Source organism: Paenibacillus sp. QJM3NY_38 (genome assembly GCF_056173265.1).
The window spans coordinates 1-13,799 of the sequence record NZ_JBWBUJ010000003.1 but is presented as its reverse complement, the minus strand read 5'-3'; the positions used below and the strand labels follow the sequence as shown (position 1 = coordinate 13,799).

General features: G+C 39.4%; 20 protein-coding genes. 1 reads left to right on the top strand and 19 read right to left on the bottom strand.

The genetic code is table 11. From position 1 onward, the window contains the following. Positions 1 to 2: 2 nt before the first annotated feature. Both AC0VZ8_RS34975 and AC0VZ8_RS34970 read right to left on the bottom strand, forming a co-directional pair. Positions 3 to 1,412 (bottom strand): DUF3801 domain-containing protein, encoded by a 1,410-nt coding sequence (locus AC0VZ8_RS34975; protein WP_047914414.1) that lies wholly within the window; start codon positions 1,410 to 1,412, stop codon positions 3 to 5. Positions 1,413 to 1,470: 58 nt separating this feature from the next. Beyond that, on the bottom strand, positions 1,471 to 1,731 hold the full coding sequence (locus AC0VZ8_RS34970; RefSeq protein WP_081872839.1) for a helix-turn-helix domain-containing protein: 261 nt from the start codon (positions 1,729 to 1,731) through the stop codon (positions 1,471 to 1,473). Positions 1,732 to 1,833: 102 nt separating this feature from the next. Between AC0VZ8_RS34970 and AC0VZ8_RS34965 the strand changes: the two genes are divergently transcribed. Then, positions 1,834 to 2,265 (top strand): helix-turn-helix domain-containing protein, encoded by a 432-nt coding sequence (locus AC0VZ8_RS34965; RefSeq protein WP_047914413.1) that lies wholly within the window; start codon positions 1,834 to 1,836, stop codon positions 2,263 to 2,265. Between the two features lie 87 nt (positions 2,266 to 2,352). On the opposite strand, the gene AC0VZ8_RS34960 is transcribed toward AC0VZ8_RS34965, so the two are convergent. The 17 genes from AC0VZ8_RS34960 to AC0VZ8_RS34880 all read right to left on the bottom strand — a co-directional run bounded on the left by AC0VZ8_RS34960 (position 2,353) and on the right by AC0VZ8_RS34880 (position 13,799). Beyond that, entirely contained in the window at positions 2,353 to 2,934 is a 582-nt protein-coding gene (locus tag AC0VZ8_RS34960) for a response regulator transcription factor (protein WP_047914412.1), read from the bottom strand. Positions 2,935 to 2,989: 55 nt separating this feature from the next. After that, a complete protein-coding gene (locus tag AC0VZ8_RS34955; protein WP_047914411.1) occupies positions 2,990 to 4,357 on the bottom strand; it encodes a sensor histidine kinase in 1,368 nt (455 codons plus the stop codon). 8 nt (positions 4,358 to 4,365) lie between these two features. Continuing rightward, positions 4,366 to 5,076, bottom strand: a complete 711-nt coding sequence (locus AC0VZ8_RS34950; protein WP_047914410.1) for an HAD family hydrolase — start codon at positions 5,074 to 5,076, stop codon at positions 4,366 to 4,368. Positions 5,077 to 5,310: 234 nt separating this feature from the next. Further along, the gene (locus AC0VZ8_RS34945) at positions 5,311 to 6,780 is read right to left on the bottom strand and encodes a relaxase/mobilization nuclease domain-containing protein (protein ID WP_052512300.1); all 1,470 of its coding nucleotides are present in this window, start codon (positions 6,778 to 6,780) and stop codon (positions 5,311 to 5,313) included. Between the two features lie 5 nt (positions 6,781 to 6,785). After that, positions 6,786 to 7,121, bottom strand: coding sequence for a plasmid mobilization protein (locus tag AC0VZ8_RS34940; RefSeq protein ID WP_238546513.1), 336 nt, complete (start codon positions 7,119 to 7,121; stop codon positions 6,786 to 6,788). 350 nt (positions 7,122 to 7,471) lie between these two features. Then, positions 7,472 to 7,957, bottom strand: coding sequence for a DUF2538 family protein (locus AC0VZ8_RS34935; protein ID WP_090728101.1), 486 nt, complete (start codon positions 7,955 to 7,957; stop codon positions 7,472 to 7,474). A gap of 25 nt (positions 7,958 to 7,982) precedes the next feature. Then, a complete protein-coding gene (locus AC0VZ8_RS34930; protein ID WP_052512299.1) occupies positions 7,983 to 8,303 on the bottom strand; it encodes a hypothetical protein in 321 nt (106 codons plus the stop codon). 15 nt (positions 8,304 to 8,318) lie between these two features. Further along, positions 8,319 to 9,260 carry a tyrosine-type recombinase/integrase gene (locus tag AC0VZ8_RS34925; RefSeq protein ID WP_047914407.1) on the bottom strand — a complete coding sequence of 314 codons (942 nt, stop codon included), beginning with the start codon at positions 9,258 to 9,260 and terminating at the stop codon, positions 8,319 to 8,321. Positions 9,261 to 9,278: 18 nt separating this feature from the next. Further along, the gene (locus tag AC0VZ8_RS34920; protein WP_047914406.1) at positions 9,279 to 9,734 is read right to left on the bottom strand and encodes a DUF2538 family protein; all 456 of its coding nucleotides are present in this window, start codon (positions 9,732 to 9,734) and stop codon (positions 9,279 to 9,281) included. 41 nt (positions 9,735 to 9,775) lie between these two features. Then, positions 9,776 to 10,150, bottom strand: a complete 375-nt coding sequence (locus AC0VZ8_RS34915) for a YhjD family protein (RefSeq protein WP_047914405.1) — start codon at positions 10,148 to 10,150, stop codon at positions 9,776 to 9,778. Positions 10,151 to 10,174: 24 nt separating this feature from the next. Then, on the bottom strand, positions 10,175 to 10,513 hold the full coding sequence (locus tag AC0VZ8_RS34910; RefSeq protein ID WP_047914404.1) for a hypothetical protein: 339 nt from the start codon (positions 10,511 to 10,513) through the stop codon (positions 10,175 to 10,177). A 152-nt stretch (positions 10,514 to 10,665) separates the two neighbouring features. Then, positions 10,666 to 10,890 (bottom strand): hypothetical protein, encoded by a 225-nt coding sequence (locus AC0VZ8_RS34905; protein WP_047914403.1) that lies wholly within the window; start codon positions 10,888 to 10,890, stop codon positions 10,666 to 10,668. A 68-nt stretch (positions 10,891 to 10,958) separates the two neighbouring features. After that, positions 10,959 to 11,621, bottom strand: coding sequence for an ATPase (locus AC0VZ8_RS34900; RefSeq protein ID WP_090728092.1), 663 nt, complete (start codon positions 11,619 to 11,621; stop codon positions 10,959 to 10,961). Continuing rightward, positions 11,614 to 11,811, bottom strand: coding sequence for a hypothetical protein (locus AC0VZ8_RS34895; protein ID WP_047914433.1), 198 nt, complete (start codon positions 11,809 to 11,811; stop codon positions 11,614 to 11,616). Before AC0VZ8_RS34895 ends, AC0VZ8_RS34900 begins: the two co-directional genes overlap by 8 nt. A 152-nt stretch (positions 11,812 to 11,963) precedes the next feature. Further along, on the bottom strand, positions 11,964 to 12,191 hold the full coding sequence (locus AC0VZ8_RS34890; RefSeq protein WP_047914432.1) for a hypothetical protein: 228 nt from the start codon (positions 12,189 to 12,191) through the stop codon (positions 11,964 to 11,966). A gap of 575 nt (positions 12,192 to 12,766) precedes the next feature. Further along, positions 12,767 to 13,042 (bottom strand): hypothetical protein, encoded by a 276-nt coding sequence (locus tag AC0VZ8_RS34885; RefSeq protein ID WP_047914431.1) that lies wholly within the window; start codon positions 13,040 to 13,042, stop codon positions 12,767 to 12,769. Beyond that, complete coding sequence (locus tag AC0VZ8_RS34880) at positions 13,035 to 13,799, bottom strand: ParA family protein (RefSeq protein ID WP_047914430.1); 765 nt, start codon at positions 13,797 to 13,799, stop codon at positions 13,035 to 13,037. The genes AC0VZ8_RS34885 and AC0VZ8_RS34880 overlap by 8 nt, the downstream gene beginning before the upstream one ends.

The following is a 13,799-nucleotide window of genomic DNA, read 5'->3' as shown; positions in this document are numbered from 1 at the left end:
AACTACCTCCCCCCTTTCTCCCTATTTCTGTTTTTTGTAGGTGGAGCCTGTTTTTGAGCTTCCACTAGCGGCCTAATTTGTTGTCTTCTTTCATCTAAGTTCATGCGTGTATTAACTCTGTGCAGCATGTCGCGTACCATTGTGGCCCTGTCATCCTGTACTGGCCCCTTACCAGTCGCACCTAACCTTTCTGTGAGGGATTCCCTACCCTTCACTTCTTCCTTTTCAATAGTTAAGTCAGACGTTTCACGTTTGAAATCAATCTCATTAACTTTAATGCCGTAACTTTCTGCCAACTCACGATGTTGAGGATTATTCATATCTAGTGTTACATGTGGAACTTTTATTTTATTCCCCTCAAGCCGCTCATAAAGCATTTGCTGCTCTGGCTCAGGCTCACTTGCCTCAGATTGCCTTCCCTCTCTCTGCTTGAGAAAATCAGGAATAGTATCTGGAGCTTCCTTCTGAGGCTCGGCCTGTAGTTCAGCTTCTTTGGCCTGCCCTCCGATGTAAATCTGCGGTTTAGAGCCATCATACTGAGATACAAGTCCCTCCGATTCCATGCGATCAATGAGGCTTCTCGCCTCACCGTAGCCGACATTAAGCTCGGACTGTAGTTTTGGGATCGCTATTTCCCCGGCCTCTCTCGCAAGATCGACAGCCTGCAAGTAACGTTCGTCTGCCATATTTTTTTGCGGGTCAGTGAATGAAGAAGTATCAATTCCTTCTCTTTCAGCCAGTTCACGTTGAAAACCCACATTCATATCCAGCACGGCATCGTTAACCTTAATTTCACTGTCCCCAACAACGTCATATTTCGATTTACCGTTGTTTGGCGTATCCGCACTATCTCTTACTGCCTTTTCATTTTCGAGACGTGCGTTATTCACTTGAAGGTCACTTAAATTGATACCTTCCTTTGCTGCCAATTCACGATGAAATTTAATGTCCATATCCAACACAGCATTAGGAACCCGGATGCTTGATTCTCCAACCACCTGATAGGGTAATGCTCTTTCAGGCTGCTTATCGGCGCGATCAGTCGGGGTCAGCTCTTTATTTATAAGGTTTTCAATAATACTTTTGACCCGAACTTCATCGCTTTGTTTATAGAAAACAGAATGTCGGCCTTCATCTTCAACCACAGCATAGGCGATTTGATAACGTTTAGCTTTCTCTGCAAATTCCTTTAATCTGCTTTTATCCAGATCGAATAGCTTAATTTCATCCTTGCTGGCAAGGAGCTTTTTCAATGATTTCTCGCCCGGCTTGTCGCCCTGTTCTCTAGCCTTATTGATGAGGAATATCAACATCTGTTTTATTGATTCGTTAGTCATTTTAGCGGTTTCTCTGGAGAAGTCAGAAGCCATTCGCGTAACAATTGTTGAAACATCACCGCCGATATCAGACATTCTATCGCCCCTCATTACGAATTTTTCACTGGAACAGTACACGTTTCATTGATGACCATTACACTGTTGCTGTATCTTCGCTTTCATCTTCAAGCTCTTTAATATCAACCTCCAGCGCCTTAGCAAGCTTTCTTATATTTTCGTGAGTCGGGTACTTGCGATTCCCTTTCTCGATTTGGGATATGGTTGGTTGCGGAACCCCCGATTTTTCCGAAAGCTTCAGCTGAGTCCAACCTTTCTCCTTTCTCTTTTTTTTAAGTTTATAAATAACTCGCACCTCCTTGATGACATTATATTCGAAAACGAATATTTTAGTCAACAGTTTTTTATTCTTATTCGAATAATTATTTGAGTAACGGGCATCGCTTATTCTTTTCTGTTATGATTTAAGTAAAATTCTCAGCAATGGTGCGTGAAGTGAATGGATCAGCTAAACAGTATAATTGGAGCCAATATTAAACATTTTAGAAAAGCAGTAAAAATGTCCACTACGACATTAGCTGAGTTATCAAAAACATCACAAAGTACGATCAGTAAGATCGAAAATGGAAGTTCAACCAGTATCGAAATCCTAATACAGATATGTGATGCTCTCAAAATATCGCTTAATGACATTCTTCCTGCCGGCTTATTGCCCGACACACAACCGGATCATTCCGGAAAGAGACAATTACTTGGGTTATTAGATGAACTAACGGATGCAGAAATTAAAACAATACAATTTTTACTCTCGGCCAACATACTTCCGGTAATAAAGCAAATCACCCCTTTATTAACAGCTTTAGATGAGTTGGATGAAAAATCACGTAATAATCTTCACACCCTTCTTTATTCGATATTAAATAACAGGTGATAGCTATATCGTACAAGTTTCGACAATTTCAAGGGAGGGCCAAAATTATACCCCCTCAATCAAAAATAAGAGACTGACCATATAGGGTCAGCCTCTTATTTTGATTTGTATTTGCTTTATTTGCTTCTTTACAGTCTCAACAGACTTGAACAGCACCTTTGCTATCTCCGCTTTATTCATCCCCTTTTCCCGTAGATCGTAGACCTCTCTCTCTGTGGGAGTAAGGATATACTTTAGCTTCCTCTCCTTTTTCAGCTCCGCAACGAGTACAGCGGACGCGTCAGAATGAATACCCGGATGATCACTGTAAGCTTCCCGTACAGCCCTTGGTATGTCCCGGTAAGACGTTTTAGTAATATAATTAACTGCGCCTTTATCAAAGGCATCCAGGATGATTTCCTTGTCGTTTAGAGCGGTCAACATAATTATATTGCTAAGTCCTAGCTGCTTTAACTCCAAAGCCGTATCCAGCCCGTCACATTCGTTAGGACTTAACATGACATCGACCAAGGCTACATCAACGTTATTTTCTTTATAAGCCCTTATTGCTGCCTCTTTACTTGCCGCGCAGCTAACCACATTCAAATCCTGTTCTCTCTCTATGAAGGAAGACAAGCAGTCTTCCCATACTGGATCATCCTCAACCAACATAACATTTATTTGGGTCATCAAATTCCCTCCTATAGCGGTAAAAGAACCTTCTTTTCAAACACACAGTATGGCGTTATACAAGTTGTTCAGTTATAGGAATTTGCAGAATAAAAGTTGTACCTAACCCCTTCTTGGATTGTACATCAATTTTCCCATCGTGCTTATGCATAACATTCATGCAGTAGGCCAACCCTAATCCGAAATTTTTGCTTCTGTTCTTAGTTGTGAAATACGGATGAAATATACGAGTTAAATCTTCCTGATCAATGCCCGAGCCGTTATCTTGGATTTCAATAACGATAGCCTTTCTGGTTTCATATGCAGATATTCGCAGCTGCCCATTTTGTTCCATAGCCTCAGCTGCATTCTTAATCAAATTCCGTAAAACCTCTTGCATATGCACACTGTCACAATACATTTTCACATTGGTTTTGACATGTATAACAACGTCTATATTTTTCTTTTCCAAATACGGTAAACTCATTTCAATACTGGATTCAATGATCTCACAGACCTTATGGTAATCAGGTATAAGTATAATCTCCTGAGAATGTTTCTGAATTCGATCAACCATTGAGAGCATGTGTGAAGTGGAGTCCATTATAGTATTAATGTCTTTTACAATCGGCTTCGGGTTTTCCCGTTCAGCTTCATACTTAATCCGATCAGAAAGTATGTCAATTTTACCAATCTCATTTTTTATAGTATGGTTTAACGCTGATGCCCCGGAAGTAACCGCACGCATCGCACTTTCACGCTTGTTATTATCGAATCGAAGTCTGACCCCTAAAAGTCCATGCTTTGAAATCAAAATAACAAAAGCCATAAACAAAAGGGTTATAACTAAAGGCATTAACCTCCACACTTCCTCAAAATCAAAAAATGCCTTAAACGTGTAGTTCACAAAAATTTGAAAGATGATCGGTGGAAAGGTGAACAAAATAATATAGAAGCGATTCCGTTTAATTAACTGGATGCTCTCTTTAGCATAGCTGACTATCAATAAAGTCATCCCCACCAATAAATAAGGCACACACCACATAAAGAGTATTCGAAAATTATTTTTTATGTCTGGATAGAATGGAGTGTTGAAAAGCATTATCACTATTGGGATCAGTAAAACATAAGCAAGCTTGCTCTTCAATTGTTTGTTGAAGAATCCGCTGTAACTAATGGCGAACATCAAAAAGCAATAGGGCAATCCATTATGATTCATGAATGAACCTATTATGTGTAATTTAAAAAGTATGTTTTCAATGGTCGGCGTGATCAGCTCATGTGTATGTAAGTAAGGAATGGCCGTTTCTGTCATGGCACGAGACAGGCCACCACCGCCAGCCGCAAAAGCAGAAAATGCAACCCACCGAGTAGATTCATTTTTTGGGTTATTTACAAGAAGAACAGCAGCAATTGTCCATAAAAAAATAAGAACAAAAACCATATTTCCTCCTACAATGTTTCGCCCAGTTGAACTATATCTGCTTTAATAAAACGGGCCTCTTTCTTTATCTGACCCATCCACTTTTCATCTTTCTTCGCAACTACTAAAGGATAGTCCACATGATTCAGTGCTGGTAAATCATATTTTGAATCTCCAATGGATAGAGTTACGGCAGGATCAAACTTGGCAATCTCCCTGCCCTTAAATCCATCAAGATTTGAGAAATCTATTGTTATCCCATTCCCATCCGGTTGTACCTTTAAGCAGCTGTAAGGAACATCGAAATACTCCCCATACTGTTTTACCAATAAATCAAAATTCGTCGAAAGCAATTCAACATAAACACCTTTTTCTTTCAGATGGAAAATCAAATCGTGAGTAAAGCTAATGAACCTACCTTTTAAGCTTTTCTCAAAAAATAACTTCGATAAGTATTCCAACTGAGCATAAGAATATTTTTTGAATTTTCGAAGCACAAAAAGTTTATTAAATGAATCCCGTGACACGGCATCCAATGCTAAAAAATATGGGGCACGGAGAACAAATGTTGAAAAGTATAGGGGCCACAACTTTTCTCCAATTTCTTGTTTTTTTATAAACAGATAAAATTGTACGATGTTACTTTTTGTTATTGTGTTATCTACATCAATAACAGCGTTCCTCACTCCTTTGTTGTCAATCAAGTCGTCAATGTAAGAAAAGTCTGTAATGTAGTTCATGCGTTCTCCCTTCTCCTAATAATTGGTTTACACCCAATTTTATCAGGTATCCGTTTGAGCAAAATGAGTCCATGTATACAAAAAATCTATGCATCTAGTCCCGATCTTTTCGATGCCGGTCCTATTTTTGTGTACAAATAATAGGAGTTCAATTGTGGCCAAGAAATGAAATGAGTACAATCGAACTCCTGCAGCAAGATCCCTGGATTAAATTTTGTGTACATATAATTGTTTTTAGCGTTCTTTCCTTTCATCACGCTCATTATTTTTATTCTTGGACAAATCGAAACGCCCTCTCTGATTCAGCGTTTTTTCAATATCAGTGAGCTTATATAGTTCTTTAGTCATTGCGTTATGCCGTTCCCTCAACTGTTCGATTTTTATTCCGTATGTTTCTTGTCTCTCTCTGTAAATTGAAAAGTCCTTCTCCTGAATATTAAGCTTATCCAGTTGGTTCATTGCTTTTTCAAATGTTTCGATCTCCGCACTATATTTTTTCTTCACGAGCATTTTTCTGATTGTCGCTGACTTATATTCTTCATAAATCGGCTTATGCTTGTTGTAAGCTTCGATTGTCTGATTAATGAGTATGATACTTCGATTTGCTTTATCTGCTTCCTCAATAACTCCATTGATTTGTTTCAATCGTTGCTCTGTATCTTTGATCGCTTGTTGTAGATCACTGCGACTTTTTAAATTGTAATCTGTTATTAGCTGGAGCTGCTTGGACAGTTTCAATATTTCAATGTCGGTGCTAAAATCTCTACGCGAATTTCTCCTTGTTGCCTCTTCTACCTTCCGGTTAGTGAGCGCCCGAAGCAACGCAATAGTCAGCATGAAATTAACCGCCAATGAACCTCTTTTATATTTGTAGTTCCTTGCTGCGTCAAAAATTTGTGTTCGAGTCGGCTTCCTTTTAAAGCGGTATTTGTATTTCCGTTTTGATTCAACAAAATTAAATTCTCTAAGCTGAGTTCGTTCCTTGATACGATCTTCTGTGTATTCTGGCCCTAGGGTTTTTCCGCGAACTGATCTTTCCATGCCAGGAGCCTTGAACGTCATATATTTAACATGACCTTGCTTCATCGTGTACCCAAGTCGCTTCATGTTCTGCATAAACTCTTCGAAGGATTTAGATGATTTAATGACTTCATCTATGTCCTGCTTGATATGTGCTTTCCACGAATTCCCCCTCTTCTCTTCGTTCCATTCTTTATAAGATTTCGGAATAGCATGTTCATTTTGAGGAATAACACTGAGGCTGTATTCCTTTGCAATCTCATCTGAATAATCTCTTGCATCCTGTAAGCTCTGTTTACAAGCATTGAATTTCTTGCCATTCAACGAAACAGAATTTATAACAACGTGATTATGAATATGGCCTTTGTCTATGTGAGTGCTTAGAACGTATTGATACTTATCGCCAAACATTTTCTCGGCCCACTTCAACCCAATTTCATGCGCCTTGTATGGATCAGTAATCTCATTTTCTTTAAAGGACTGCATGAAGTGAAACCCCAGCGTTCCTTTTTCTTTTTTATGATTTTTTTTATTCGCAAGCATCTGCTTATAAGCAAGCTTATCATTAGAAGCACAGTTAACCCCAGTAACCAAACAGCCATGATCGGTCTTATTATCATTCACTATATATTTAAGAGAACGGTTCAGCGTTGATCTAATCGTTATTTGTTTAACATACGGCAATGAAATCAACCTCCACCGTAAAATTTTTCAATCTGCTGATAGATAACGTCCAGTTGTTTTTTCAGATACTTGATGTCATCGAGCGTCACATGCTCCAGCTCATTAGCTCTTCGCGCTACCTGATTAATGTTCGTCCCGATCTTATTCACTTCATAAACCAAATCGTCCACCTGTTTAAAATCTTGTTTGACTATCAGACCATCAAGAGTCATGCTGCGACAGTATTTACTTCTATCTAAACCAGCGGCATCTGCCTTTTTATCAATAATCTCAAGTTCACCCTCAGTAACAAAAAACTTCACTTCTTTATCTCTGTATCGCTTTTTTGCCAACAGGATCACCATCCTCATTTTACAGGGGTATTAGGGCGCAGCCCTAAATGAAACGGGTATTAGGGTGAAACCCTAACAAGCGTTTTTTTCGGAAGTGTGGCTACACTTCCAATGCTTGCTACCCTAAACCAACCCAAAACGCCTTTACCCATCATTTTATCATTTCCATCATTTAGAATAAAGAAAAAACAAAAAAACCTCCCTACAAAGGAAGGTCCTTATACCATAGGTCCTCTCGTACCCTGCCAGATCGGCAGACGGTATAAAAGGGATGAGGTGGCTACGCTTTTAGCGAAACGTTCCTAACTCCAACAATTAGTTAAACCCATATTGCTACTACGTTCCTTATTCATATTGAATTACAAAAGTTCAATTACAAATCGATCCCTGCGAAGTTCTAACGATTGTATGAATAGTTTGTACACTTCGTCACCAGCGTTCCCAAGCCAGCTACTTAAGTCGAAGTAATGCTGACTACCAGTAAACAATTCAACTGTTGATCGAATCAAACCTCGATATGAACTGGAAAGTTGACCGACGATTTCAGACTCAGCATGATAACCATTTTCGTCGTTATCATCCTCACCAATCCACTCTCCCCAGTACCATCCTATCGGCCCATCAGACTCACTCCAATTTACTCTGTAATAAATTTCGGGGTGGGAAACAACGTAACAAGCAGCCGCATATTCCGGATTTTTGTAAGCATTAAATCTCTCTACAAGTTGAATGAAGTTTTCTCCGTGTTCCTTAGAAGCAAACCAAACATTCCCTAACGTCATGCCTCTTTTGGCAGGTTGTCCAGATTGTACTTTTTCCGTTTTCATTTGATCTTTCATGTCCATTCCACGCACTCTCCTAATCTATAGGTTATCGTCTATTCCTTTGGACTTTTTCCCGAGCTTGATCTATCGTGTAACCCTGACGAATATAATGATTTTCTTCCACATACTCCATGTGTCGATCAACTTTTTCTGGCATTGTTTCAGGACTCCAGCCTTCCTGAATAGCTCTTCGAAGAAAATTCAAAGGTGATTTAACCGGACGTGGTGACTGCCTCATAATAAGTAATAATTCCAATACTCGTTCAAAAGGTAACGGTCTTAGCAATTCCATAATTTCGAAACTAGGATAAGTAAGTGTTGCCGTTTGATAAGCCAAAGCTATTGCCCTTACACTCCCTTTCTCCATAAATCAAATCCCCTTTCATTCAATTGAGGAAAGACTTTCTAAAGCCTCCCTGCGTTCCTGACTACTCGACTTTGTATAAACGCGAGTGTAATTCAGGTTCGTGTGACCCAAGATATCAGCTACCCTTTGAAGAGAATAACCAGTCTCTATAAGATCATGAGCGAGTGTATGACGAGGAACATGAGTAGTTAAGTCATCTATGCCTGTCTTTTCGCTTAATGTTCGGTATAGATATTCAATACCTTGTTTAGTAAGGCTAGTGCCGCCTCTTGATGAAGTAAATAATTTTTTAGTGGCTGGATTGCCGCGCTCAGCCAGCCATTCAGTGAGTGCCATACGTAAATCTTTATTCATTTCAATACGTCTGGCTTTGCCTCCTTTACCGTCGCGTACAAATAAATATCCCGTTTCAAATGAGATATCTTCTGGTTCCAGGTCAGTAACTTCACTTACCCGAAGCCCAGCATACAGCTGTACATAGACGATCGCTCGATTACGTGTGAACTTCCAACGGTTCTTTTGCTCTAAATTCTTATCATCAACAGCCCTGAGCAATTTATTACGTTCAAAGCGCTCCAACCATCTCGGGTCTTGGTCAAAATCAGCAGCTATTTTTTGCGTTTTTACTTTCAATGCTGGATTACTTTGGATAAGTTCATTCTCATTAAGAAACCGAAAGAAAGAGCGAATTGATTTCACAAAATTATTTACTGAACTGACCGAATAGCGTTTTGGTTCTTCGTTTCCTCGCTGGTAAGTCGCTTCCTCAAGCAAATACTTTTTCCATGCATTCAAGTCCCGGCCTGACACATTTACGGGATCAAACGCCTCGCTTTTCATTATCCGGTTGTGCCACTCGATGAATATTTTTGCTACGGTAACATAACGATCTACAGTGTTTTTACTCGCTCCATCTTCGAAAAGCCATGCTTCAAATTCTTGTAAGAGGTTAGTCATCGCATTCACGTCCTAATATCAATTAACTTCACGATCTAACCTTACTAAAACTGCTTGCTGATAAACTTTGATCAATTCATTGTCCCAAGTTCTTAAAGCATCGCAAAGGTTAAAATCGTCATAGCTGCTGTTGAACAGGTTAGCCCCCAAAAGTATCAATTTTCGATATCCACTAGATAAAGTCGAATATGCTTCGGTTTCAATTCCATTTCCGCTTTCATCCTCTTCATAAGTTCGCTCAATAATGACGTTCTTCTTTTTTGTTAAAATGTCTTCCACTTCAACTTCCTTGTCCTGAAATTTGTACATCCACTCCATGGGGCCTTCGTCACCAAACTTCCCACTAGTCCGGTTGTAAATTTCGGGCAGCGCAAGAATATAACATAAAGACTTATACTCTGGATCATTTACCGAATGATAAAACTCAACAAGCTTATAATAGTTACTTTGATGGGCATCGTTTACAAAGTACATACCGTACGCCTCCGTTTTCTTTTGCATTAACTTAAAACCACTCAATCTCTTTCAATCCGCTTAATATCTACACCCAAATGATCTGCAAGCATAATCTCTGCATCAGCTTTCACCTTACCCCAAAGCATCGAAATGGAGTCCACATATCCTCTGCAAAGAAACTCAGCAGCAAGGGAATGAGGCGTTCTTTTCTCGTCAATTATTTTAATTCCCTTTTGCCTCATTCTCTGCCTAATAGAACGCTGCTGTTTTATAATTTCGTCTTGTATACTCTTTAGCTGCAATTCAAATATGTGGCGAAGCTTGAAATCAGCTTCCTTCATTTTTTGGATGTTCAGCTCTAAAACATCTAGTAAGACTGGCAATTCCAAGTACGCTTTAACTAACGCCATGTCCTCTGTATCAGCTTTACGCATTTCCCCTCCGCAGACGATTCAGCATCACTTTAAAGACCGATACAGCTCAAACGTAGACTTATCAAGTCTGTTTGATGTCGTGTAATGATGTAAGAGAAATTCAAGCGCCGAAGAATTCTCGTTTAGATTAAGTTCTTGCTTGAGTGCGACAAATTTCTGCTTGTGATCCTCACCTATTTCTAAAGCCTCTTTTTCCAAACGTGCTTTCTCTTTTTTTATCTCCTGTTTATAATTCTGAAAATCTTTATAGATTTGAATTAAGCTTTCAATGACGCCATATGTTGTCTTTGCATTGAACTTATCTTTCAAGTTCTCTATCTCCACTTTCAATTCATCTGGAACCTGTATTGTTGCTCTCGACACGTACACACACTCCTTATAAAGTTGTTTTGATCCTTTAGTTAAGTGGACAGAATCGTACTCAAAAAATCATTCCGGATCTCGCCGGTTCGACTCTTATTGTGTACAAAAATGGATCTGAAGCAGCTCGCCAGGATTGTTATTTGTGTACAGAATTAGAATGATTGTTGCCGATCAATTATTTCTGCCTTCTCACGATACTGTTTATCCTTCACAAGCGTTATCTTCTCATAAGAATCATCATATAGGGCCAATAAATACGCGAGTGTTTCTGAATCGGTCTTGCACTTCAACGCCTCACGTACTGAACGTAATGATGCCTTGACTCCGCTGCTGCAATCCACCCTCGGCCTTGCATCCTTAGACGTTGTTCTAGCCATTAACACACCTCCTGATGGGTCTGTTATGTATCATTTAGGGTCATAAAAAAACGATAAGGGGCCACAGCCTATCTCTCTGGTTCATCCTTGCTTTTAGGTTTCCGTTCAGTCTTACGATTGTCTATTAGAGGTTTAATCCGGTTCAATTTTTCCGCTAACGTAGAACGCGAGTCAAACGAATGTCTGGCCCATTCAGGCAGCTTGTCCACGAGATAGCGTACTTGTCCTCTCTCATTGATTTCGAGTAATTGCGTAAACTCCGAAGTATTGTCAAAAACGTATGTCCGGTCAGCAATTTTCGAAGCAACAGCCAAATTTTTAAGTGAACGATCATAACGGCGTCTAATGTCTTCCTCCGGTATGAAATGTCCTCCTTGAGCAACCCGCATTTCAACACGGCTTATATGGTATTCAACATTCTTCAATCCCACATAATACAAATCAACCTCAAAGCCGGATGCTTTTGCTTGTTCCATTTGACGAATGGCCGTTTTTCCTGAAAGAGTTGTCTCGATGGAAAAGCTTCTCCCTGACCGGATGCATTCCTTAACACGGTTTAAAGTTTCCCTGCCAGCTGCTGGTGAGACACTTTCAGGATTGTCAGGGTTGATACTTTTAGCAATCGCGTCCGGGTCGATTACCTCTCCGATCCGCCCGACTAATTGTTTAGTCAGCGTGCTTTTACCAGCTCCATTTGTACCAGCGAAAACAGTCATGACAGGTTTATTCATGATAGGCTACTTCTTTTCGTCCTTCTTCCGTGAAAACGACTTTAGTTTTTTTACCATCTGGATACTCCTTCACCATTTCCCCATTTTCTTCATAGACAGCTGGTACACCGTTTCTTTTAGCTTCTTCACGAGCAGAATGTGTCGCTTTTTTCAAAACTTCTTTCAATTCATTTGTGGAAATCCGACTCATCTGTAATCGCCACCTTTTCGAAAAAGTTATGTGTTGAATTTATAAATTCATTTTACCATAGTTATGTATTGAAAAACAAGCGTTTAGCGCAAATTTTCAATACATAACTTCTGTTATGTGTTGAAAAAAAACCGCCCTGTTGAAAGGACGGTTTAAGCCTTTATTATTTTCATTTTCAGGAATCTAACCAACAAATTTATGAGGATAGGCAAGGACAATATAACTAATGCAAATAATTTATCCCCCCAATTCGGAATAGAGCCTGAGAACAGAGTGTAGGCCATCATTCCGAACAAGGCTAAACGTGTTAAAAGACCAATCAGATTTTTCATGGGATACAGAAAGCTGGCGATCAGCACGATTATAATAAATTCCTGCATTCTTGCCCTCCTTTCATAGCGTTTCCTAATTATAGCATTTATTCAAGGGTATTGACATAGTAACCAAAGCCTGTTTTGTATCCATGAATACACATACGTATACATTTACGTTTACGTTTACATTCGATAATTGTAATTATATAAACGTATATGTATACGTAAACATTTACGTGTGCGCGCTTTCTTTCGTAAAGAATCACTTCATCCGTCTATTTGCTTAATTAAAGATTACATTTACGTATACGTAAATGTAATCGTATATGTATACGTAAACGTTTATAATTTGAGAAACAGACCGCCCGGTCAAAGGATGCGGTCTGCCCCATAAAGCCCACCTTGTAAGCCGCCGCCTTTATTTAAAGCGACTGCCAGAGAACCGTGTTACCAGCACGGTTCTCCTGAAACAAGTATAACACCTCGTTCAAATGGAATAAATGCCTTTTGTGGCGTTGATTTCAAATAAGGATTTGGCTGAAATAGGTTTTGCATACACGGCCCTAATAAAAGAGGCTGTCTGCGATCCGAGCAGATAGCCTCTTTTTGATACGTAAATGTAAACGTACACGTTTACGTAATTATTTATGTGCTTCATTAAAGTAAAGCCTCAATGCTTCATTGATGATCCTTGTTTTCTCCCCTCTGCCATTTTCCGCACTCTGACTATCTATCTTCTTTTTTAAATCATTCTCGATCCAAACGGTATCTCTTGTATGCGTTTCTTCAAATTTCTTCTTTTTAGGCTTGGGCTTCGGCTTGTCTTCGTGTGAAGTATCAATAAGTTCAGGATGAACGCTGCTGGCTGACGTGCTTCTTATTTTGTTTTTCAACTCATCCATCTTACTACTAGACACGTTTAATCAGCTCCTTAACGAATTCTCTGTACAGTTTTAAACCTTGATTCAACTCAGGATTATCTTTAAACCCATTAATAGACAAGCGGCCTATAGCAGCTGTACGGGTCATTATAGTTTCAAAGCATAATTCCCCGTATTCTTCCTCAATCAGCTCGATCAAAGCCTTATTATCGGTTCTCCTTGAATCTATGAGAGAACGCAGTATTCCTGCAATCTTCATATCCTTATTGACCAGTTCCTGCACATGAATGCATGTTTCTAAAAAGCGGCCAATTGCTGAATAGCAAAATTTACTTGCTTCAAACATAGCAACAACTGCATCAGAAGCAGCTAGTGCATTAATCGTCTGATCACCAAGAGCTGGCGGAGTATCAATGATAATATAGTCATATTCGCTTTGTACGTTCTCAAGAGTCTCCTTTAGCACTAGCGAACGGTTGCCTTTATAAGACTCATATAACCACGATGGAAAACGCGCCAAATGATCCTCTGCCGTGAGCAAGTCTAGCCCCTCAGATACCTTATGTACATACTTACGTGCGTCTTTTTCCTTTAGGGCTTCAAAAACAGTTTTCTCATGAAAGTTATAAATGTCTTGTTGAGTCAGTAATTCAGTCAAATTCCCTTGTGAATCCAGATCAACCGCAAGAACCTTTTTTTCATATTCCTGACTAAGAATATAAGCTACAATTCCGGAAGTAGTTGTCTTGCTCGAACCACCTTTTTGTATGCCAAATGAGATAACCTTTGCCAT

Coding starts and splice junctions, on each gene's coding strand:
- AC0VZ8_RS34955 (WP_047914411.1), bottom strand. CDS start 4,357: ATGGTTTTTGTTCTTATTTTTTTATGGACAATTGCTGCTGTTCTTCTT.
- AC0VZ8_RS34975 (WP_047914414.1), bottom strand. CDS start 1,412: ATGTCTGATATCGGCGGTGATGTTTCAACAATTGTTACGCGAATGGCT.
- AC0VZ8_RS34920 (WP_047914406.1), bottom strand. CDS start 9,734: ATGTACTTTGTAAACGATGCCCATCAAAGTAACTATTATAAGCTTGTT.
- AC0VZ8_RS34965 (WP_047914413.1), top strand. CDS start 1,834: ATGGATCAGCTAAACAGTATAATTGGAGCCAATATTAAACATTTTAGA.
- AC0VZ8_RS34895 (WP_047914433.1), bottom strand. CDS start 11,811: ATGAGTCGGATTTCCACAAATGAATTGAAAGAAGTTTTGAAAAAAGCG.
- AC0VZ8_RS34900 (WP_090728092.1), bottom strand. CDS start 11,621: ATGAATAAACCTGTCATGACTGTTTTCGCTGGTACAAATGGAGCTGGT.
- AC0VZ8_RS34960 (WP_047914412.1), bottom strand. CDS start 2,934: ATGACCCAAATAAATGTTATGTTGGTTGAGGATGATCCAGTATGGGAA.
- AC0VZ8_RS34925 (WP_047914407.1), bottom strand. CDS start 9,260: ATGACTAACCTCTTACAAGAATTTGAAGCATGGCTTTTCGAAGATGGA.
- AC0VZ8_RS34905 (WP_047914403.1), bottom strand. CDS start 10,890: ATGGCTAGAACAACGTCTAAGGATGCAAGGCCGAGGGTGGATTGCAGC.
- AC0VZ8_RS34915 (WP_047914405.1), bottom strand. CDS start 10,150: ATGCGTAAAGCTGATACAGAGGACATGGCGTTAGTTAAAGCGTACTTG.
- AC0VZ8_RS34935 (WP_090728101.1), bottom strand. CDS start 7,957: ATGGACATGAAAGATCAAATGAAAACGGAAAAAGTACAATCTGGACAA.
- AC0VZ8_RS34880 (WP_047914430.1), bottom strand. CDS start 13,799: ATGGCAAAGGTTATCTCATTTGGCATACAAAAAGGTGGTTCGAGCAAG.
- AC0VZ8_RS34950 (WP_047914410.1), bottom strand. CDS start 5,076: ATGAACTACATTACAGACTTTTCTTACATTGACGACTTGATTGACAAC.
- AC0VZ8_RS34890 (WP_047914432.1), bottom strand. CDS start 12,191: ATGCAGGAATTTATTATAATCGTGCTGATCGCCAGCTTTCTGTATCCC.
- AC0VZ8_RS34930 (WP_052512299.1), bottom strand. CDS start 8,303: ATGGAGAAAGGGAGTGTAAGGGCAATAGCTTTGGCTTATCAAACGGCA.